This is a genomic window from Streptomyces sp. ISL-10, from assembly GCF_018614575.1.
Classification (GTDB): domain Bacteria; phylum Actinomycetota; class Actinomycetes; order Streptomycetales; family Streptomycetaceae; genus Streptomyces.
The window spans coordinates 27,260-47,518 of record NZ_JAGGOJ010000044.1; the positions used below are offsets into that span (position 1 = coordinate 27,260).

Here is a 20,259-nt window from a genome sequence, read left to right on the forward strand (position 1 = left end):
TCCGAGGGTTCGTGGGCCGCCGGATCAGCATGCCGCCGTGCCTGGAACCACCGCCTGATCGCAAGGTGGTTGGCACGTCCTCGTCGAACCCGGCGTCGAGGGTCTGGATACTGCTCACGTGCTTCCGCTCGATCAAGACCTCATCGCCGGAGACGCTCCTACTCCTCCCAAGCCATTCTGGGGACTCCATCTCAATTCTGCTCATTGCGATGTGATGCGGCGGAGGTTTATCGGGGAACTTCCGAGCTTCTGGTACCTAGGTGATGTTCTTGTACCCTGGCCAATTCGCCATGGTCACGGGGGGAACGGTGCCGGGGAGGTTGGTGTCATTCTTGCAGCCGGCTTGCTTGGCGATATCTCTGGCGAGCTGGAACATGATGTCCAGGCCGACCTTTCGGGCCTGGAGGGCGGACAGGTTGCTCCCCTTCATCGGCCGTGCGAGGACGCCAACTTCGATGTATTTGTCTTCCTTCATGTGTGTGGGCGCATCAGCGGGAAGCGTCGGGGTGCACTCGAAGAACACCACCTGCGAAGCCCTGAGGTAATACGCGAGAGCGCCCGCGTCCAATCGCGTGCGAGGCTCGTCGCCCCGCGCGTCGGCTGTGCGGAGCTTCTTCGGCAGGTCGTCGCTCCAGCTGAGGTTGACAGTGAGGACAGTGTCAAGCGAGTCGTCGCCTTGAGCTTCGTACTCGCAATGGCTCAGCCAGTGTTCCTTGACCACCCGGAAGGCATCCTGGGTGTGCAGGAGCTTCTTGCCCGGTCCCAGTAGCTTCTGAAGTGTGGCCTGTTTCGGTGTCCCGTTCCAGCAGGGTTTGGCCGGGGCGGTGAGCGCATCCGCTTCGCCACCGTCGGAGCGGGCCGACCAGATGTAGACGCTCACTCCGAGGATCGTCAGTACCAGCACAACGCAGAGCGCTTTTGCTCTGCCGGACAGCTTTCGCGCGGCCATGTCTTCCCTGCTCGATCCGTTTTGCTCTACGGGCTACGTCAACTGCGTCTGGAGGCACTGTCATTTCAGCTCGGTGCGCTGGTAGTGGTCCTTGACCTGAGCCTGCAGTACGCCACCGTGGTCGAATCCAAGGCTCGTCTCCTTGTTCACGTCCTGGCGCATCTTCTCTGGATCCACACCGTTTGGCGTTCCCGCGATCTGGAGTCCGTTCGCCGACTGATCGAGGGCGTTCTTGCGGCCGTCGAAGGAGGTTTCTCCTGCTGTGTGGGCCGTCTCGGCATTGGTGTTCCGCTCCGCCCCTTCGACCACTTCGCCGACGATCACTTCCGTGACACCGTTGACGATCTCCCCGGCGATGGGAACACGCTCGGTGGCCAGGCCGACCGTTGAACCGAAGGCTGTGTTGAACAGATCCGCCTTCTTCTGCAGAGCCTCGTTGTAGTCCTTGTCGCTCTGCTGGCCCCCGCTGACGATCTCGTCGTGCCGGGCGCCGGTCAAGATGCCTTCCACCGTGCCGGTGCCAAAGGCAATGTTCTTCAGGTTGTCTTCGGGTTTTCCTGAATACTTGTCAGGATGTGCGACGGTATCCTGCATCACGCCGGCCGAGTAGTTCTCGGCGCTCAGGGTGGCCTCGGCGTACCCGTCGGGGTTCCTGCCGACAGTGTCGAGGAACTCGACGGTGGCCAGTGCGTCCGGGAAATGGGTCGGATTGCCGTAGAGGTTGTCGAAGTCGTTGGACTGCCGCAACGTCGCATTGATCTTCCCCGAGACCGGGAGCCGCCGTGGCGAGCGCCGTGCCCATGCTGTACTGGATGCTTCTGGCGAGGCGCAGTTGCACCCCACCTTCCGCGGTGCCGTCGAGCGAAAGCTGGGCCTGGAACCGCAGTGATCCCTCCTGGCCGAGGCCGCGGTACAGATCGGTCGCGAACTCCTTGTCGTCCGCGTTGTACTTCATCAGGGTCTCGAGTTCCCTCAGCTCTTCGGTGGAGAGTTCCTTGCCCTCCTTGTAGAGCCGCAGGCTCTTCTTGGCCAGCTCCTCCGCTCGCTGCTCCTGGGCGTTGTCGAGCGACTTGTACACGTCATGGCCGAAGTTGTTTCCGTCGCTGCCATGGCTCTTGCGGAGGGCTCGACTCACGGAGTCATCGATCTCCCGGGCGTGCGAGATGATCCCGGTGATCCGATCGGCGAGCTCCTGCGCCGTGTGCAGTTCGGCTTCGGTGTGGCTGTCGTCGGTGGTGCGGTCGTGCGGGTAGAAGACGTCCACGCTCCCGTCGCCCCCGTCGCTCACCCTGAGCCCCAGTTCGGCGGCTTCCTTGTGAATCGTCGTGTTCAGCTTCTTCTGGAGCGCGAGGAGCTCGGTGTGGGCGTCGTCGAGGACCTGGTAGATGCTGGATGCCTCGGCATGGGCGTCCCTGAACTCATTGGCCGTCTTCTTGACGAACGGCCGTGTGACATCGGAGTTCACGCCCGTCCATCGGGCACTCTCCGATTTGGCGAGCATGCCCTGCTCGGCTCTCACTGCAAGCTTCTTGAGGTCGTCGACGACCTTCTTCCAGTCCGCGACGGCGGCGTGGAGCTTGCCCAGATTGACCTCGGACAGGTTCGTCATCGTGATGCCGGACACAACCGCTCCCCGTTACTTGAGGTACTTGTCGAGCCCCGATACCGACCTGCCGGATCCGTTCCTGCCTTTGATGGCCAACTCGATCTCCGCGTCGTCGTTCGCGTGCAGCTTCTTGGAGAGATCGAGGTGGTTCGAGATGTGAGCGCAGGAGTCCAGCAGGGTCTTCACCTGGCTCGTCCAGACCTCGACGGTCAGCGAGAGGCTGTCCCCCATGGCGAATTTCGAGTTGGCAAACTCGGTCGCTGCCTGCATCGTGGAACCGGAACCCGCCCTGTTCAGCCCCATGCCGGCGATGTCCGCCTGTTTCAGGAGATCGCCATGCAGTTCGAAAGCGGCGTGGCCGACAGCACCTAAGTCGTCCTGCTGGACGACCAGGCCCTGACCGTCTCCGCCGCCTCCTGCATCAGGCACCCTGTTCATTTGCATTTGGGGCGATCCCTGCTCGGCAGCTTCGGCTTTGAGCTGCTCCCACTCGTCCCATGCCATCAGTGGGCTCCTTCCCCCGTGCAAACCGCTGTGGTGCCAACCTATTGACGCACTCCGACGAAGAGCAAGCACTGCCCACGACATCGGTGTCGATGTCGTAAATCAAGTTGTCGACGGCATGGGCCATTTCCGAATGCCCCGGCAGCGGCACCGCGTGCACCGTCAGGCAGATGCTGCCGTCGGCCTCCTACCGTTCCACGAACGGGCCGGAAGTGCCCGACTCACTGTCAGACTCCGACCCCGCCCCGGTCCCTTCCCTGCCCGCCTCGGAGTCCCAGTTGCCGCCGAAGTCGTCCTCGTCCTCCACCAGCGACGCGACCGAGTCGTCACGCTCGGGCCCCTTGAGCTACGGGTCGATGAACCCGCCCCACGAGCCCTCTCCGACAGGCCACTTGTGGTGCCCTTGGCCGTCCTCCGTCTCCAGGTTCAGCGCCGCGTACTTCACCCGATCGAGGACATCCGCGTGATCCGGCCCCGTCTCGAAGACGCCCGCCAGCCCCAACAGCCTCATCACCTGCCACCCCAGGAACAGCCCCACCCCACCAGTGCCACCCGGCGCCACATGAACGACGCCGTTGACGGCTGGTGCGCCTCCGGGTTGTCGAAGTGACGAGCCCGGAAGCGCCACCACGTGCCTACGCGGGTCGACGAAGAGGCCGAAGGCGACGAACGCCACCGCGAACACCTCGGCGAAGACGGCGGCACCGATGGTCAGGACAGCTCTGACGTCATCAGACCCGTCTGCACCAGCGGGTTCCCCCGCTGGCGCGAGACGAAGATGCCGCGCCCCGCCGGCATCGGGCGCATGCGGACGCCTCCGAGCACGTCGCCTTCCTGCGGGTCGCCCGAGAGCAGCACACCCTGGGCGCCCAGCTCCATCATCCGCTGCATGAACGACTCGTAGCCCGCCCGACTCGCACCCGCCGCGCTGCGGGCGATGATGAAGCGGACACCGACGTCCCGTGCGAACGGCAGCAGTTCCGTCAGCTTCGCCAGCGGGTTGCCGCTCGACGTGGACACCAGGTCGTAGTCGTCGACGACCACGTACACCGACGGGCCGCGCCACCAGCTGCGGTCCCGCAGCTGCTGGGCGGTGACGTCGGCCGAGGGAGTTCGGCGCTGCATCAGGTCGGCGAGCGCGTCGACGTGGTGGTCCATGTTGTTGGACATGGGGACGTACTCGGCCAGATGGCTGGCCGGGGTGACGTCCAGCAGCGCACGCCGGTTGTCGATCACGAAGAACTTGGCGGAGTCTCCGTCGTACCTCTCCGTCAGCTGCTTGATCATCAGCCGCAGCAGGTTCGACTTGCCGGACTCGCTCTCACCGAACACGAGGAAGAACGGATCCCGCTCGAAGTTCACGAATACCGGTTCCAGGTTGTTCTCGTCGATGGCGAAAGCGACGCCACGCGTCGGTTCCGCGAAGCCGGCCGGAAGGCTCTGGGCCGGCAGTTCGCGCGGCAGCAGCCGGACGGCCGGGGCTCCGGGCGCCGTCCAGTGCCGGGTGACCTCCTGCGTCATGGCGGCGGTCGCCTCGGACAGGTCGCTGTCCGAGTTGATGCTGTCGATGCGTGGCACCGCGGCCATGAAGTGCAGCTTCTCCGGTGTCAGACCACGCCCCGGAACGCCTGCCGGGACATTGGCGGCCACCTTGCGGTCCACCTCGGAGTCCATCGTGTCGCCGAGGCGCAGCTCCAGGCGGTTCATCAGGTGGTCCTTGAGATTGGAGCGGACCTCCATGGAGCGCGACGCCGTCAGGACCACGTGGATGCCGTAGCCGAGCCCGCGCGCCGCCATGTCGACGACCGCGGATTCGAGGCCCTCGTAGTCGCTGCGGAAGTTGCCCCAGCCGTCGATGACGAGGAAGACGTCGCCCCAGGGCTGGTCGGTCACCGAGATCTCGCCGCGGGCCCGCAGCCTGCGGTACGTGGCGATGGAGTCGATGCCGGCGCTGCGGAAGTACTCCTCGCGGCGGGACAGGATGCCGTAGACCTCGGCGACCGTCCGCCGCACCCGCTCCGGGTCGAGCCGGGACGCGATGCCGCCCACGTGGGGCAGGCCGGCGACGGACGACATACCGCCACCACCGAAGTCGAGCCCGTAGAACTGGACTTCCTGCGGGGTGTGGGTCAGTGCGAACGCCGAAATCAGCGTCCGCAGCAGCGTCGACTTGCCCGACTGCGGACCACCGACGATCTGCATGTGACCCGCGGCTCCGGAGAAGTCCCGGTACAGCGTGTCGCGGCGCTGCTCGAAGGGCTTGTCGACCACGCCGAGCGGGACCACGAGCCGGCCCGCGCCCTCGTACCCCGGCTGCGTCAGGCCGCGGCCCTCCACCCCCGCGAGGCCGGGCAGGATCTCGTCCAGCGGCGGCGGGTTGTCCAGGGGCGGCAGCCACACCTGGTGCGCCTCGGCGCCGCGCCCCTCCAGACGCCGCACGATGACGTCGAGGACGGAGTCGGCCAGTGCGTCGTCCTCCGCCGGCCGGGCGTCGGGAACGCGCGCCTGGTTGGCCGGCTGGACGTAACGGACGGCGACCGGCGCAGCCGTGAAGGGCACCGGCCGGCGGTCGACGGGCAGGGGCCCGCCGGGAAGGACTGCCTGCTGGTTGGAGCGGTACACACCGGAGACGTAGGCCGCCTTGAAGCGCACCATCTCGTCCGTGCCGTACTTGAGGTAGCCGGAGCCGGGGACGTTGGGCAGCGTGTAGGCGTCGGGGACACCGATGGCCGCACGGGACTCTGCAGCGGAGAAGGTCCGCAGACCGATCCGGTACGACAGATAGGTCTCCAGGCCGCGCAGCCGCCCCTCCTCCAGGCGCTGCGACGCCAGCAGCAGATGGACACCGAGCGAACGTCCGATACGGCCGATCTGCACGAACATCTCGATGAAGTCCGGCATGGCGGTGAGGAGTTCGCTGAACTCGTCGATCACCAGGACGAGTGACGGGATGGGCTGCAGCGGCGCACCGGCCGCGCGGGCCTTCTCGTAGTCGTGGATGTTCGCGTAGTTGCCCGCGTCGCGCAGCATCTCCTGGCGGCGGTTGAGTTCACCGCGGATGGAGTCGCCCATGCGGTCCACCAGGGTGAGGTCGTCCGCGAGGTTGGTGATCACCGCCGCCACGTGCGGCATCTGGGACATGCCTGCGAAGGTGGCGCCGCCCTTGAAGTCCGCGAGGACGAAGTTCAGCGTTTCCGAGGAGTGCGTGACGGCCAGGCCGAGCACGAGCGTCCGCAGCAGCTCCGACTTACCGGAACCGGTCGCGCCGACGCACAGACCGTGGGGGCCCATGCCTTCCTGCGCCGCCTCCTTGAGGTCGAGCATGACCGGAGTGCCGTCCTCGCCGACACCGATCGGCACGCGCAGCCGCTCCGACTGGGACCGCGGCCGCCAGGTACGGCTGACGTCGACCGACGCGGCGTCGCCGAGATTCAGCAGGTCGGTGAAGTCCAGGTTGGCGAGCAGCGGTTCGTCGTCGTCCGAGCCCGACGCGATACGCAGCGGGGCGAGTTGACGGGCAAGGGCCTCGGCGGCCTCGAGGCTCAGACGGTCGGGGGTTCCGTCGTACACCAGACCGTGACCGGACTCCAGTTGCAGGGAGTCGGGGTGCACGATCACGGATAGGCCGCCGCGGGCTCCCGTGATGTCACCCGGTACGACCTCGATGATCGTCACGCCCTGAAGGCCCTCCGGGGCGGCGAGCGCCGACGCCTGGGGAACCGACTGGCCGTCGAGCACGACGACGATGTGCGGCTGGTCCAGGAGGGGGTGGTTCCCGCCCTGGAAGCGGGGGCGTCCTTCCAGACGTGCGGCGAGCATGTCCTGCAAGTCCCGCGCGTCCGTGGTGATCAGACGCCGGCTGCCCGCGCCGTCACCCGGACCCGGAGCCTGCACGTGGGGAAGCCACTTCGCCCATTCCCACTGCGGTGCCGCGGCGGAGTCCGCGGCGAGGGCGATGACCAGGTCCTGGGGGGAGTGGAGGGCCGCGAGGGAACCCACCATCGCGCGTGCGGCAGAGCGCACGGAGTCGGGATCGCCGCTGACCGTCAAGTGGTAGAAGGCCCGCAGGGAAACGGCCATGGGCAGGCCGTCGAGTGTGCTGTGCGCGTTCAGGAACTGCTGCATCGCTCCCGCGGTGAGCGGCTCCAACTCGTCGACGGGAGCGGTCTCCGGAGCGATGAGCGGCGTGGCGAGCTGCTGGCTGCCCAGCCCGATGCGCACCTGCGCGAAATCGCCGTCGGCGACGCGGCGCTCCCAGACCCGGCTGCCCTCGGCGACGAGCGCCCACAACTGCTCGGGGGACGGGTGCAGATAGAACTGGGCATCCCGCTGGAGATGCGCAGCTCTGAGCACGGTACGCCGTGTCTGTGTGAGGTACTTGAGATAGTCGCGCCGCAGGTCCGCGAGCTGCCCCTGGGTGCCGCGCCGGTAGCGGACGAGCATCGCGATGGCCATGGCCACCGTCGAGGCGATCATCACCATGCCCATGATCCGCATGATCGGATTCGGGGTCATGAAGAAGAAGACGACCGAACCGCCCATGCCGAGCATGGGCAGGAGTTGCATCAGCGCACCCTCCTGCTGCCCGCGGGGCAGCTCGGGCGGGGGTTGCAGCTGCACCTGCTCTCCGGGCACTTCGGACGGCAGGGCCCGTGGTGGGCGCTTGACGACGATCTGACTCACAGCTCACCAATTCCCTTGCCGGACGGAATTTTCCTATCGGCGCCCCCGTGGCGACGGGTTCCATCCGCGGGGAGGGATCCTACTTGCGTGGGGAGTCACAGGTGGGCGGTAGGGTGGCGCGACGTGTTTGCGCGCCCCATGAACTACCGCAAAAAAAGGGTCATTCGGAGCGCAATGTCAGGCTTGCTAGCCAGGATCACCACGAGGGGAAGCAGCAGGTGAGTATGACGGCCCCAGCCACGGCCACCGGAGCCGGTCAGTCCGCCTCCACGACCGTGTCCAGCGGCGGCACCGGCTTCTGCCGGGTCACGGTCGTGGCACCGGACGGTCGCGTCGACGTCGCCCTGCCCGAGGACATCGCCGTCGCCGACCTCTACCCGGAGGTGCTCCGCCTGTCGGGCCAGAGCCCGGCACAGGGCGCCCCCGTCGGATACCACTTGGTGCGCCGCGACGGCACGGTGCTCGACGGCGGCCGTTCCCTCGCCGCCCAACGCATTCTCGACGGCGAGCTGCTGTCGCTGCGGCCCTTCGCCGAGTCGCTGCCGCCGGCAGTCTTCGACGACGTATCGGACGCGGTGGCGTCCGCCGTCGCCCGCGACCGCACCCTGTGGAGCGACGACCTGATGCGCGGCTCCGGGCTCTTCGGTGGCTCGGTCCTGCTCGTCCTGCTCGCCTTCGCCCTGTGGACGGCCAAGCCCGGACACGACATGCACAGCCTGCCCGGCATCCTGGCCGGTGTCACCGGCGTTCTGCTCATGGCGCTCGCGGGCGTCCGCGCCCGGGTGTACGACGACCGCGGCTCAGCAGTGGCCCTCGGCATCGGTGCAATGGCGAACGCCGCGGTCGCCGGTTCCGGACTGCTGCCCCTCGCGCAGGGGGAGGGCGTGGGCAAGCTTCAGTTCCTGCTCGCCTGTGCCGCCGTCCTCGTGTGTTCGGTGATCCTCACGATCGTGGCCCCCGGCGGCGACGGCCCGTTCGTCGCGTTCGTCTTCGCCGCGACCGTCGGCGTCCTCGTCACCTTCGTCGCCGTCATGACGAAGCTGAAGCCCGCAGAGACCGCCGCCGTCTGCGCGCCGCTCGCCGTCGGTGCGCTGGCCTTCCTGCCGGGACTCTCCACCCGGTTCGCCCGGCTTCCGATCGGCTTCGAGCCGCCGAGGTCCGGCGTCGGGGGCTACGACGCCGACCCTGAGCCCCAGGGGCCGGTCGACGCCGTTCGCATCGCCGCCCAGGTCCGCCGAGGCCACGAACTGCTCGTCGGCCTCGTCGGCGGCTGCGCGCTGGTCGCCGTCGGCGCCGCTGCTGTGCTCGGCTTCTCGGACAACGTGTGGGGGCAGCTGCTGGCACTCGCCACGGGCGTCGCCATGCTGATGCGGGCCCACCTCTTCCGTTACACCGCGCAGGTCGGCTGCGCGCTCGCGGCCGGTCTCGGCGCTCTCGTGCTGCTCGGGCTCGGGCTGTCCCTGAACCCGCCCACGGACCTCTTCCGTGACGCGCTCAGGGGCGAGGGCACCGCCCTGGACATCCGTACGATCTGGCTCGCCGCCGCGATCGCCGGAGTCGCCGCGCTGATCACGGCCATCGGCCTGATCGTGCCCCGCAAGGGCGTCACGCCGTTCTGGGGCCGCTTCCTGGAGGTCGCCGAGACCTTCGTGCTGCTGACGCTCATCCCGCTGTGTCTGGCCGTCTTCGACGTCTACCACTCCATCCGGGCGCTGACGTCCTGAACAGCCTGGTACTCTGTGTGACGGCCGTTTGTGTACGCGATCCCCGGAGCCCTCAAGGCTCTGGAACAGCGCTCATCGGACCTTCGCCTCCGAGTCACGGAAGCTCCCCTGAGACCAAGACCAGGGGCACTCGTGGGCGCATCGAACACCAAGAGGAGTACCGAGTGTCTCTCGACGCCGCTACGAAGAAGCAGATCATCGCCGAGTTCGGCACCAAGGAGGGCGACACCGGTTCCCCCGAGGTCCAGGTCGCGATGCTCTCCCGCCGTATCTCGGACCTGACCGAGCACCTCAAGACGCACAAGCACGACCACCACTCCCGTCGTGGTCTGCTCATCCTCGTCGGCCAGCGCCGCCGTCTGCTGCAGTACCTGGCCAAGAAGGACATCCAGCGCTTCCGTACGCTGGTCGACCGGCTCGGCATCCGCCGCGGTGCGGCCGGCGCCAAGTAAGACGTCGTGAAGGGAGCGGTTTCCCCGTGACAGGGGGCCGCTCCCTTTGCCGTACGCGCGGCTGTCGTCGCGCTGTACGTGCGCGACGTACCGGACGGCAATTAGTCTGGTTGCAACAACGCCACACTCATCGAGCGAGAAGACGCCTCCTCGCCGCCGGTCCTCGGTAGTGGCCCCCGGGCACATCCCGGGTGCTTCGATCGAAGACCGGCCCGCACACAAGGCGTGCTTCTCCGCCACCGTTCCGCCACCACACGGGTGCCGGGGCGAAAAGACGAACACGTAGGAGAAATCGCTAGTGGAGAACGAGACCCACTACGCCGAGGCCGTCATCGACAACGGCACCTTCGGCACCCGCACCATCCGCTTCGAGACGGGCCGCCTGGCCAAGCAGGCCGCCGGCTCCGCCGTGGCGTACCTGGACGACGACACCATGGTGCTGTCGGCCACCACCGCTTCCAAGAAGCCCAAGGACCAGCTCGACTTCTTCCCCCTCACGGTGGACGTCGAGGAGCGGATGTACTCGGCCGGCAAGATCCCCGGCTCCTTCTTCCGCCGGGAGGGCCGGCCCTCCGAGGACGCCATCCTCACCTGCCGTCTGATCGACCGCCCGCTGCGCCCGTCCTTCAAGAAGGGCCTGCGCAACGAGATCCAGGTCGTCGAGACGATCATGGCGCTCAACCCCGATCACCTCTACGACGTGGTCGCGATCAACGCCGCCTCCTGCTCCACGCAGCTGGCCGGCCTGCCCTTCTCCGGCCCCATCGGCGGCACCCGTGTCGCGCTGATCAAGGGCCAGTGGGTCGCGTTCCCGACGCACACCGAGCTCGAGGACGCCGTCTTCGACATGGTGGTCGCCGGCCGCGTCCTGGAGGACGGCGACGTCGCGATCATGATGGTCGAGGCCGAGGCCACCGAGAACACGATCCAGCTCGTCAAGGGCGGCGCCGAGGCGCCGACCGAGGAGATCGTCGCCGCCGGTCTCGAGGCCGCGAAGCCGTTCATCAAGGTCCTGTGCAAGGCGCAGTCGGACCTCGCCGCCAAGGCCGCCAAGCCCGAGGGCGAGTTCCCGATCTTCCTCGACTACGAGGACGACGTCTACGCCGCCCTCTCCGACGCGGTCAAGGACGAGCTGGCCCAGGCCCTCACCATCGCCGGCAAGCAGGAGCGCGAGACCGAGCTGGACCGCGTGAAGGCCGTCGCCGCCGAGAAGCTGCTCCCGGCCTTCGAAGGCCGCGAGAAGGAGATCTCCGCCGCGTACCGCTCGCTGACCAAGGCCCTGGTGCGCGAGCGCGTCATCCGGGACAAGGTCCGCATCGACGGCCGCGGCGTCACGGACATCCGTACGCTCGCCGCCGAGGTCGAGGCCATCCCGCGCGTGCACGGCTCGGCGCTGTTCGAGCGTGGCGAGACCCAGATCCTGGGCGTCACCACGCTGAACATGCTCCGCATGGAGCAGCAGCTGGACACCCTCTCCCCGGTGACCCGCAAGCGCTACATGCACAACTACAACTTCCCGCCGTACTCCACCGGTGAGACCGGCCGTGTCGGTTCGCCGAAGCGCCGCGAGATCGGCCACGGCGCGCTCGCCGAGCGCGCCCTCGTGCCGGTCCTGCCGACCCGCGAGGAGTTCCCGTACGCGATCCGCCAGGTGTCCGAGGCCCTCGGCTCCAACGGCTCGACGTCCATGGGCTCGGTCTGCGCCTCCACCATGTCGCTGCTGAACGCCGGTGTGCCGCTGAAGGCCCCCGTCGCCGGTATCGCCATGGGCCTGATCTCCCAGGAGATCGACGGCGAGACGCACTACGTCACCCTCACCGACATCCTCGGTGCGGAGGACGCCTTCGGTGACATGGACTTCAAGGTCGCCGGCACCAAGGAGTTCGTCACCGCCCTCCAGCTCGACACCAAGCTGGACGGCATCCCGGCCTCCGTTCTGGCCGCGGCCCTCAAGCAGGCCCGCGACGCCCGCCTCCACATCCTCGACGTGATGATCGAAGCGATCGACACGCCGGACGAGATGTCCCCGAACGCCCCGCGGATCATCACCGTCAAGATCCCCGTGGACAAGATCGGCGAGGTCATCGGCCCCAAGGGCAAGATGATCAACCAGATCCAGGAGGACACCGGCGCCGAGATCACGATCGAGGACGACGGCACCATCTACATCGGTGCCGCCGACGGACCGGCCGCCGAGGCCGCCCGCGCCACGATCAACGGCATCGCCAACCCGACCATGCCGGAGGTCGGCGAGCGCTACCTGGGCACGGTCGTGAAGACGACCACCTTCGGTGCGTTCGTGTCCCTGCTCCCGGGCAAGGACGGCCTGCTGCACATCTCCCAGATCCGCAAGCTCGCCGGTGGCAAGCGCGTGGAGAACGTCGAGGACGTCCTCGCCGTGGGCTCCAAGGTCCAGGTCGAGATCGCCGAGATCGACTCGCGCGGCAAGCTCTCCCTCATCCCCGTTGTCGAGGGCGAAGAGAGCGATGAGAACAAGGACGACACCGACAAGTGACGTCCCGTGGTTCCTCGGCGACGGCCCGTGCCTCCTCAAAGGCGCGGGCCGTCGCCCGTACCCAAACACTGCTCAAGGGCAAGGACGGCATCGGCACCGTCCGGCGCACCACCCTGCCCGGCGGGCTCCGCGTGGTCACCGAGACGCTGCCGTCCGTCCGCTCCGCGACCTTCGGGATCTGGGTGAACGTCGGCTCCCGTGACGAGACGCCGTCGCTCGGCGGCGCCACCCACTACCTCGAGCACCTCCTGTTCAAGGGCACGAGCCGGCGCTCCGCCCTCGACATCTCCTCCGCGCTCGACGCGGTCGGCGGGGAGATGAACGCCTTCACGGCCAAGGAGTACACCTGCTACTACGCGCGGGTGCTCGACACCGACCTGCCGCTCGCCATCGACGTCGTGTGCGACATGCTCACGGACTCGCTGATCCTCCAGGAGGACGTCGACGCCGAGCGCGGCGTGATCCTCGAAGAGATTGCGATGACGGAGGACGACCCGGGCGACTGCGTGCACGATCTGTTCGCGCACACCATGTTCGGTGACTCCCCGCTGGGCCGGCCGGTCCTCGGCACCGTCGACACCGTCAACGCGCTCACGGCGGACCGCATCCGCCGCTTCTACAAGAAGCACTACGACCCCACCCACCTGATCGTCGCCGCGGCGGGCAACATCGACCACGCCACCGTCGTACGCCAGGTCCGCAGCGCCTTCGAGAAGGCCGGCGCCCTCACGCGTACGGACGCGGTCCCCACACCGCCTCGCGACGGGAGCCGCGTCCTGCGGACCGCGGGCAGGGTCGAGCACCTGAACCGCAGGACCGAGCAGGCGCACATCGTTCTCGGCATGCCGGGCCTCGCCCGCACCGACGACCGGCGCTGGGCCCTCGGCGTGCTGAACACGGCGCTCGGCGGCGGCATGTCCTCCCGCCTCTTCCAAGAGGTCCGCGAGAAGCGGGGCCTGGCCTACAGCGTGTACTCGTACACCTCGGGCTTTGCCGACACGGGCCTCTTCGGCGTCTACGCGGGCTGTCGGCCCAGCCAGGTTCATGACGTCCTGGGTATCTGCCGGGACGAGCTCGACCGGGTTGCGAAGGAGGGCCTGTCCGACGAGGAGATCGGCCGCGCGATCGGGCAGCTCGCCGGCTCCACGGTCCTCGGCCTGGAGGACACGGGCGCCCTGATGAACCGCATCGGCAAGGGCGAGCTGTGCTGGGGTTCCCAGATGTCGGTCGACGAGATGCTCGCCCGGATATCTGCCGTCACCCCCGACGAGGTGCGGGCGGTGGCCGGTGACATCCTCGGGCAGCGCCCGTCGCTGTCGGTCATCGGCCCGCTCAAGGACAAGCAGGCGGACCGCCTGCACGAAGCGGTCTCGTAACCCCCTGGGTCTCGTAACCCCCTGAAGGAAGAGTGCAATGAGCAAGCTGCGCGTGGCTGTTCTCGGTGCCAAGGGCCGAATCGGCTCCGAGGCCGTACGAGCCGTCGAGGCCGCCGACGACATGGAGCTGGTCGCGGCCCTCGGCCGCGGCGACAAGCTGGACAACCTCGTGGAAGCCGGCACACAGGTCGTGGTCGAGCTGACGACGCCGGCATCGGTGATGGGCAACCTCGACTTCTGTGTACGCCACGGCATGCACGCGGTCGTCGGCACCACCGGCTGGACCGACGAACGCCTCGCGCAGCTGAACACCTCGCTCGCCGCCTCCCCGGAGACCGGCGTGCTCATCGCACCGAACTTCTCCATCGGCGCGGTGCTCACCATGAAGTTCGCCCAGCAGGCGGCGCGGTACTTCGAGTCCGTCGAGGTCGTCGAGCTCCACCACCCGAACAAGGCCGACGCCCCCTCCGGCACCGCCACCCGCACCGCCCAGCTCATCGCCGCCGCCCGCGCCGAGGCCGGCTGTGCGCCGCAGCCCGACGCCACCGTCACCGCCCTCGACGGCGCCCGCGGCGCCGACGTCGACGGCGTGCCGGTGCACGCGGTCCGCCTGCGCGGCCTCCTCGCCCACCAGGAGGTCCTGCTCGGCAGCGAGGGCGAGACGCTGACCATCCGGCACGACTCCCTGCACCACAGCAGCTTCATGCCCGGCATCCTGCTCGGAGTCCGCCGTGTCGTGTCCGCTCCCGGCCTCACCTTCGGGCTGGAAAACTTCCTCGACCTGGGCTGACCGGGGGCTCGCATGCGCGCAAAGATCACGTACTTCGTCACGGCAGCCGTCCTGGTCGTCTACTTCGTCCTGGTCGGCAGCCGTGGCCTGATGCTGCTACGGCACGGCACCGCGCTCACCGTCACCTTCGGAGTGGCGGTGCTGATCCTGCCGGTGATCGGCCTGTGGTTCCTGTGGAAGAACACCCAGTTCGTCAGCAGGGCCAACCGGCTCGCGGCCGAGTTGGACGCCGAGGGCGGCCTGCCGGTCGACGAGCTGGTCCGTACGCCCGGCGGCCGTATCGACCGCGACTCCGCCGACGCGGTGTTCGCCAGGCGCCGCGCCGAGACGGAGGACTCGCCTCACGACTGGCGCTGCTGGTTCCGGCTCGCCGTCGCCTACCACGACGCGCGCGACACCCCACGTGCCCGCAAGGCGATGCAGCGAGCGATCGCCCTGCACGACGGCAAGCCCGTGACCGACTGACAGCCCATGACCGAGTGACAGCCCGGGCGCGCGGCCCGGGCCGTCCGCTGTCGCCGGTCAGCCGGCGCGGTACTCCGCGCCCCACGCCTCGATGCTGTCCGTGGCCCGGTCGAACGCCTCGAGCCGGGACAGGAAGTCTCCGTCGTGGTCGGTGAGGAGCGGCAGTTGCTCACCACCCTGCAGTACGAGGAGCAGCGCCTGGCCCTGCACCGTCCGGGGCATCACGAGCCAGCGCACCGGCTGCTGCACGGTCCGCAGTGAGGTCGTGCGGTGCCACGGGACCGTGGTGGTCGAGAAGAACGCCACTCGGCGCACGCCGTGGCGGCTCACCCAGGTGCCCATGCGCAGCAGCCGCATCGCGGAGACGATCACGACGGCGCCGAGGCCCATGCACCCAGCGGCCCCGGACAGCGCGCCCGCGAACGCGGTGATCATCCCGGCGATGAGCACGAACGAGGCGAACAGCAGCAGCAGTGCCGCGGCACCGACCCGCCACGGACCCGGACGGTAGGGACGCCGCCAGCGGTCGTGGTCGTCGAAGGGCAGCGCGACGTCGTCCGCTTGCGTGTCAAAAGCACGGTCGGCCGTCAGGAAGGGCAGGGGCACGACTGATCCTCACTCACCAGCACACTCGATTGGGCTGTGCCCGGTGAGGCTACCGAGGCGCCCGGGGGACGACCACCCCCGGGGGGCCATGGGGGTGGCCGCCACGCCGGCCGGGCACCGGGAGGTCAGCGCCCCTGCGATGCCTCGGACTTCTGGGAGTGGCTGGGAGCCTGGCCCGACTCCAGGGCGGGCATCCCGAGCAGCAGGGAACCGACCAGACCGCCGGCGATGGTCAGCCCGATCATCACCCGCCCCAGCAGCTGCGACCTGCTCGGCCGCTCCCGGGGCGGGGGAGTGACGTTACTGCGGAAGGCGTCAGCCTCCGCGACGAACGAGAACGGAACGGCCTCTCGCCTGGAGGCACCGCCCAGCGGTAGCTGGGGGAGGGACATCTTGGGACTCTCCTCGACACTCGTGATGTGCTGCACTGTTCGTGCAGTCGCTGCTCACACAGCTGCTGTTCATACAGACGTGCAACGCGGTCATTCGGTGCCGGATTTCCACGAATTGACCAAAGAAGGCCCCCCACCGCCACCGTTTCCGCCGCTGTCGCAGGTGCGCCGTAGAGTGGGCGCCGCCCGAGCGATGCAACTGGAAGGACCCGCCGGTGAGCGACACCCCCGCAGAGAACGTCAAGCCCAGCTTCCGCAGCGATGTCACGGTCGAGCTGGTGAAGCACACCGCCGGTGACTCCGATGTGCTGTGGGCCGCCCGGGTCTCCACCGCGGGAGAGCAGTCCCTCGACGAGCTCTCGAAGGACCCCGAGCGCTCCAAGGGCCTGATCAACTACCTGATGAGGGACCGCCACGGCAGCCCCTTCGAGCACAACTCGATGACCTTCTTCATCAGCGCACCGATCTTCGTCTTCCGCGAGTTCATGCGCCACCGCGTCGGCTGGTCGTACAACGAGGAGTCGGGCCGCTATCGCCGCCTGGAGCCCGTCTTCTACATCCCGGACGAGGAGCGCAAGCTCGTCCAGGAGGGCCGCCCCGGGAAGTACGTCTTCGTCGAGGGCACCCGGGCGCAGCAGGAGCTCACCGGCCGGGTCATGGAGGACGCGTACCTCCACGCGTACGAGGCGTACCACGAGATGCTCGAAGCCGGTGTCGCACGCGAGGTGGCCCGCGCCGTCCTCCCGGTCGGCCTCTACTCCTCGATGTACGCCACCTGCAACGCCCGCTCGCTGATGCACTTCCTCGGACTGCGCACCCAGCACGAGGACGCGACGGTCCCGTCCTTCCCGCAGCGTGAGATCGAAATGGTCGGCGAGAAGATGGAGCAGCACTGGGCCAAGCTGATGCCGCTCACGTACGCGGCCTTCAATGCCAATGGGCGCGTCGCCCCCTGATTCGCAGCCGCGGGGCACAGATGTGCGGTCAGCCTGGCGAAGTGTCCGTATTGCGGCGTTTCGTGAAGTTCATCTAGGCTGATCAAACGGACCCGGCACTGCTTGAACCCCCGAGCAGGCAGTGCCGGGTTCCACATGCCACGTCGTACGTCACGTCCCCCGGAGGGACCCAGGGTCCTGAGCAGCGAGTAGCGTGTTACCCATGGCTCCGATCTCCACTCCGCAGACTCCCTTCGGGCGAGTCCTCACCGCCATGGTCACGCCCCTCACGGCGGACGGCGCACTCGACATCGCAGGCGCCCAGCGACTGGCCGCCCACCTGGTGGACGCAGGCAACGACGGCCTGGTCGTCAACGGCACCACCGGCGAGTCGCCCACCACCAGCGACGCGGAGAAAGACCAGCTCGTACGGGCCGTCCTGGAGGCGGTCGGAGACCGTGCCCACGTCGTCGCCGGCATCGGCACCAACGACACCCACCACAGCATCGAGCTCGCCCGCGCCGCCGAACGTGCCGGCGCACACGGCCTGCTCGCGGTCACGCCGTACTACAACAAGCCCCCTCAGGAGGGCCTGTTCCGTCACTTCTCGGCGATCGCCGACGCGACGGAGCTGCCCGTCATGCTCTACGACATCCCCGGCCGCAGCGGCGTCCCGATCGACACGGAGACGATCGTCCGCCTCGCCGCGCACCCCCGGATCGTCGCCAACAAGGACGCAAAGGGTGACCTCGGCCGCGCCAGCTGGGCCATCGCCCGCAGCGGCCTCGCCTGGTACTCCGGCGACGACATGCTCAACCTGCCGCTGCTGTCCGTCGGCGCGGTCGGGTTCGTCTCCGTGGTCGGCCACGTCGTCACCCCGGAACTGCGCGCCCTCCTCGACGCCCACCGCGGCGGCGACGTCCAGAAGGCGACCGAGATCCACCAGAAGCTGCTCCCGGTCTTCACCGGTATGTTCCGGACCCAGGGCGTGATCACCACCAAGGCGGCACTGGCCCTCCAGGGACTGCCCGCCGGGCCGCTGCGCCTGCCGCTGGTGGAGCTCTCCCCCGAGGAAACCGCACAGCTCAAGATCGACCTGGCGGCCGGCGGGGTACAGCTCTGAACACAGACTTCACAACTGAATAGCAGAACCGGCCGACGTGATCGAAGAGGTCGCACACCCGCGGAATCGGTGAGCCGCGACCCCGATCGGACCGGCCGGAACCACACACACCAGCAAGTGGCATGAATGTCATGTACGCCACGTGCCTAGCGGCGCGTGGCGTGCATGGTGAGGAGAGTCTTTTGAGTCATCCGCATCCTGAACTCGGCGCGCCCCCGAAGCTGCCCAAGGGCGGACTGCGCGTCACGCCCCTCGGCGGTCTCGGCGAGATCGGCCGCAACATGACGGTCTTCGAGTACGACGGCCGGCTGCTCATCGTCGACTGCGGGGTCCTCTTCCCCGAGGAGGAGCAGCCCGGGATCGACCTGATCCTTCCGGACTTCACCACCATCCGGGACCGTCTCGACGATGTCGACGGCATCGTGCTCACGCACGGCCACGAGGACCACATCGGCGGTGTCCCGTATCTGCTCCGCCTGAAGCCGGACATCCCGCTGATCGGCTCCAAGCTGACCCTCGCGCTCATCGAGGCCAAGCTGCAGGAGCACCGCATCCGTCCGTACACGCTGGAGGTCGCCGAGGGCAACCGAGAGCGCATCGGCCCCTTCGACTGCGAATTCATCGCCGTCAACCACTCCATCCCCGACGCCCTGGCCGTCGCCATCCGCACCCCCGCAGGCATGGCGGTGCACACCGGCGACTTCAAGATGGACCAGCTCCCGCTCGACCGGCGTCTCACCGACCTGCACGCCTTCGCGCGCCTCAGCGAGGAGGGCATCGACCTCCTCCTGTCGGACTCGACGAACGCCGAGGTCCCCGGCTTCGTCCCGCCGGAGCGCGACATCTCGAACGTGCTGCGCACTGTCTTCGCGAACGCCCAGAAGCGGATCATCGTCGCCAGCTTCGCGAGCCACGTCCACCGGATCCAGCAGATCCTCGATGCCGCGCACGAGTACGGCCGCCGGGTCGCCTTCGTCGGCCGCTCGATGGTCCGCAACATGGGCATCGCCCGCGACCTGGGCTACCTCCGGGTTCCCGCGGGACTCGTCGTGGACGTCAAGACCCTCGACGACCTGCCCGACCACGAGGTGGTCCTCGTCTGTACGGGATCGCAGGGCGAGCCGATGGCCGCACTGTCCCGGATGGCCAACCGCGACCATCAGATCCGCATCGTCCAGGGCGACACGGTGATCCTGGCCTCGTCGCTCATCCCGGGCAACGAGAACGCGGTCTACCGCGTGATCAACGGACTGACGCGCTGGGGCGCGAACGTGGTCCACAAGGGCAACGCCAAGGTCCACGTCTCGGGCCACGCCTCGGCCGGCGAGCTGCTGTACTTCTACAACATCTGCAAGCCGAAGAACCTGATGCCCGTCCACGGCGAATGGCGCCACCTGCGTGCCAACGCCGAGCTGGGCGCCCTGACCGGTGTCCCGAAGGACCACATCGTCATCGCCGAGGACGGTGTGGTCGTCGACCTGGTCGACGGCAAGGCCAAGATCGTCGGCAAGGTCCAGGCCGGTTACGTCTACGTGGACGGTCTCTCGGTCGGCGACGTCACGGAGCCGGCCCTGAAGGACCGCCGCATCCTCGGTGAAGAGGGCATCATCTCCGTCTTCCTCGTCGTCGACAGCACGACAGGCAAGGTCCTCGGCGGGCCCAACATCCATGCCAGGGGTTCCGGTATCGAGGACTCGACGTTCGCGGCCGTCATGCCGAAGATCGAGGACGCGATCGCCAAGGCTGCTGCCGACGGTGTCGCCGAGCCGCACCAACTGCAGCAGCTCGTGCGGCGCACGGTGGGCAAGTGGGTCTCCGACACCTACCGCCGACGGCCGATGATCCTGCCCGTCGTCGTCGAGGTCTGACGCCCCGACACATCGTCACACCGGAGCGGGGCCCCCGATTTGCATCGGGGCGCCCCGCTCCAGTACGTTTACGTCTCCGCCTGAACGGGAACCCCGCACAGTCATGTGCGCGAACCGGTGCCCGAACGGGTCGGGAATTCCGACTCAGAACCTCTGATAAAGTCGGAGCCGCTGGAAAGGGAAGCGCGAAAGCGAAGAACTGGAAAGCACCGAGGAAATCGGATCGGAAAGATCTGATAGAGTCGGAAAAGCAAGACCGAAGGGAAGCGCC

General features: G+C 68.0%; 17 protein-coding genes. 9 read left to right on the forward strand and 8 right to left on the reverse strand.

The annotated features are described in order from the left end of the window. Positions 1-256: 256 nt before the first annotated feature. The 6 genes from J7E88_RS36600 to eccCa form a co-directional block, all read right to left on the reverse strand. A complete protein-coding gene (locus J7E88_RS36600) occupies positions 257-880 on the reverse strand; it encodes a hypothetical protein (protein ID WP_251023600.1) in 624 nt (207 codons plus the stop codon). Between the two features lie 129 nt (positions 881-1,009). Further along, entirely contained in the window at positions 1,010-1,546 is a 537-nt protein-coding gene (locus J7E88_RS33645; RefSeq protein WP_215187268.1) for a hypothetical protein, read from the reverse strand. Next, positions 1,518-2,573 carry a hypothetical protein gene (locus J7E88_RS33650; protein ID WP_215187269.1) on the reverse strand — a complete coding sequence of 352 codons (1,056 nt, stop codon included), beginning with the start codon at positions 2,571-2,573 and terminating at the stop codon, positions 1,518-1,520. Before J7E88_RS33650 ends, J7E88_RS33645 begins: the two co-directional genes overlap by 29 nt. 12 nt (positions 2,574-2,585) lie before the next feature. Next, positions 2,586-3,059, reverse strand: coding sequence for a hypothetical protein (locus tag J7E88_RS33655; protein ID WP_215187270.1), 474 nt, complete (start codon positions 3,057-3,059; stop codon positions 2,586-2,588). A 346-nt stretch (positions 3,060-3,405) separates the two neighbouring features. Next, the gene (locus tag J7E88_RS33660) at positions 3,406-3,735 is read right to left on the reverse strand and encodes a hypothetical protein (RefSeq protein ID WP_215187271.1); all 330 of its coding nucleotides are present in this window, start codon (positions 3,733-3,735) and stop codon (positions 3,406-3,408) included. Between the two features lie 35 nt (positions 3,736-3,770). Beyond that, complete coding sequence (gene eccCa, locus J7E88_RS33665; RefSeq protein ID WP_215187272.1) at positions 3,771-7,742, reverse strand: type VII secretion protein EccCa; 3,972 nt, start codon at positions 7,740-7,742, stop codon at positions 3,771-3,773. A gap of 224 nt (positions 7,743-7,966) precedes the next feature. Here eccCa and eccD point away from each other — a divergent pair, with 224 nt between their 5' ends. The 6 genes from eccD to J7E88_RS33695 all read left to right on the forward strand — a co-directional run bounded on the left by eccD (position 7,967) and on the right by J7E88_RS33695 (position 15,064). Continuing rightward, positions 7,967-9,466, forward strand: coding sequence for a type VII secretion integral membrane protein EccD (gene eccD / locus J7E88_RS33670; RefSeq protein WP_215187273.1), 1,500 nt, complete (start codon positions 7,967-7,969; stop codon positions 9,464-9,466). A 164-nt stretch (positions 9,467-9,630) separates the two neighbouring features. Next, positions 9,631-9,918 (forward strand): 30S ribosomal protein S15, encoded by a 288-nt coding sequence (gene rpsO / locus J7E88_RS33675; RefSeq protein ID WP_030583699.1) that lies wholly within the window; start codon positions 9,631-9,633, stop codon positions 9,916-9,918. 298 nt (positions 9,919-10,216) lie between these two features. After that, a complete protein-coding gene (locus tag J7E88_RS33680) occupies positions 10,217-12,433 on the forward strand; it encodes a polyribonucleotide nucleotidyltransferase (protein WP_215187274.1) in 2,217 nt (738 codons plus the stop codon). Further along, positions 12,430-13,809 (forward strand): pitrilysin family protein, encoded by a 1,380-nt coding sequence (locus J7E88_RS33685; RefSeq protein WP_215187275.1) that lies wholly within the window; start codon positions 12,430-12,432, stop codon positions 13,807-13,809. Before J7E88_RS33680 ends, J7E88_RS33685 begins: the two co-directional genes overlap by 4 nt. 37 nt (positions 13,810-13,846) lie before the next feature. Next, entirely contained in the window at positions 13,847-14,599 is a 753-nt protein-coding gene (gene dapB, locus J7E88_RS33690) for a 4-hydroxy-tetrahydrodipicolinate reductase (RefSeq protein WP_215187276.1), read from the forward strand. Between the two features lie 12 nt (positions 14,600-14,611). Continuing rightward, positions 14,612-15,064 carry a tetratricopeptide repeat protein gene (locus J7E88_RS33695; RefSeq protein WP_215187277.1) on the forward strand — a complete coding sequence of 151 codons (453 nt, stop codon included), beginning with the start codon at positions 14,612-14,614 and terminating at the stop codon, positions 15,062-15,064. A gap of 57 nt (positions 15,065-15,121) precedes the next feature. Here the strand turns inward: J7E88_RS33695 and J7E88_RS33700 are convergent, their stop codons facing one another. Both J7E88_RS33700 and J7E88_RS33705 read right to left on the reverse strand, forming a co-directional pair. Then, complete coding sequence (locus J7E88_RS33700; protein ID WP_215187278.1) at positions 15,122-15,670, reverse strand: hypothetical protein; 549 nt, start codon at positions 15,668-15,670, stop codon at positions 15,122-15,124. A gap of 125 nt (positions 15,671-15,795) precedes the next feature. Further along, positions 15,796-16,062 carry a hypothetical protein gene (locus tag J7E88_RS33705; protein ID WP_215187279.1) on the reverse strand — a complete coding sequence of 89 codons (267 nt, stop codon included), beginning with the start codon at positions 16,060-16,062 and terminating at the stop codon, positions 15,796-15,798. Positions 16,063-16,277: 215 nt separating this feature from the next. On the opposite strand from J7E88_RS33705, the gene thyX reads away from it, so the two are divergent. From thyX to J7E88_RS33720, 3 genes are all read left to right on the forward strand, one after another. After that, complete coding sequence (thyX, locus tag J7E88_RS33710) at positions 16,278-17,018, forward strand: FAD-dependent thymidylate synthase (protein ID WP_215187281.1); 741 nt, start codon at positions 16,278-16,280, stop codon at positions 17,016-17,018. Between the two features lie 202 nt (positions 17,019-17,220). Then, positions 17,221-18,120 (forward strand): 4-hydroxy-tetrahydrodipicolinate synthase, encoded by a 900-nt coding sequence (gene dapA, locus J7E88_RS33715; protein ID WP_215187282.1) that lies wholly within the window; start codon positions 17,221-17,223, stop codon positions 18,118-18,120. Between the two features lie 182 nt (positions 18,121-18,302). Further along, positions 18,303-19,988, forward strand: coding sequence for a ribonuclease J (locus tag J7E88_RS33720; protein WP_215187283.1), 1,686 nt, complete (start codon positions 18,303-18,305; stop codon positions 19,986-19,988). Positions 19,989-20,259: the final 271 nt, after the last annotated feature.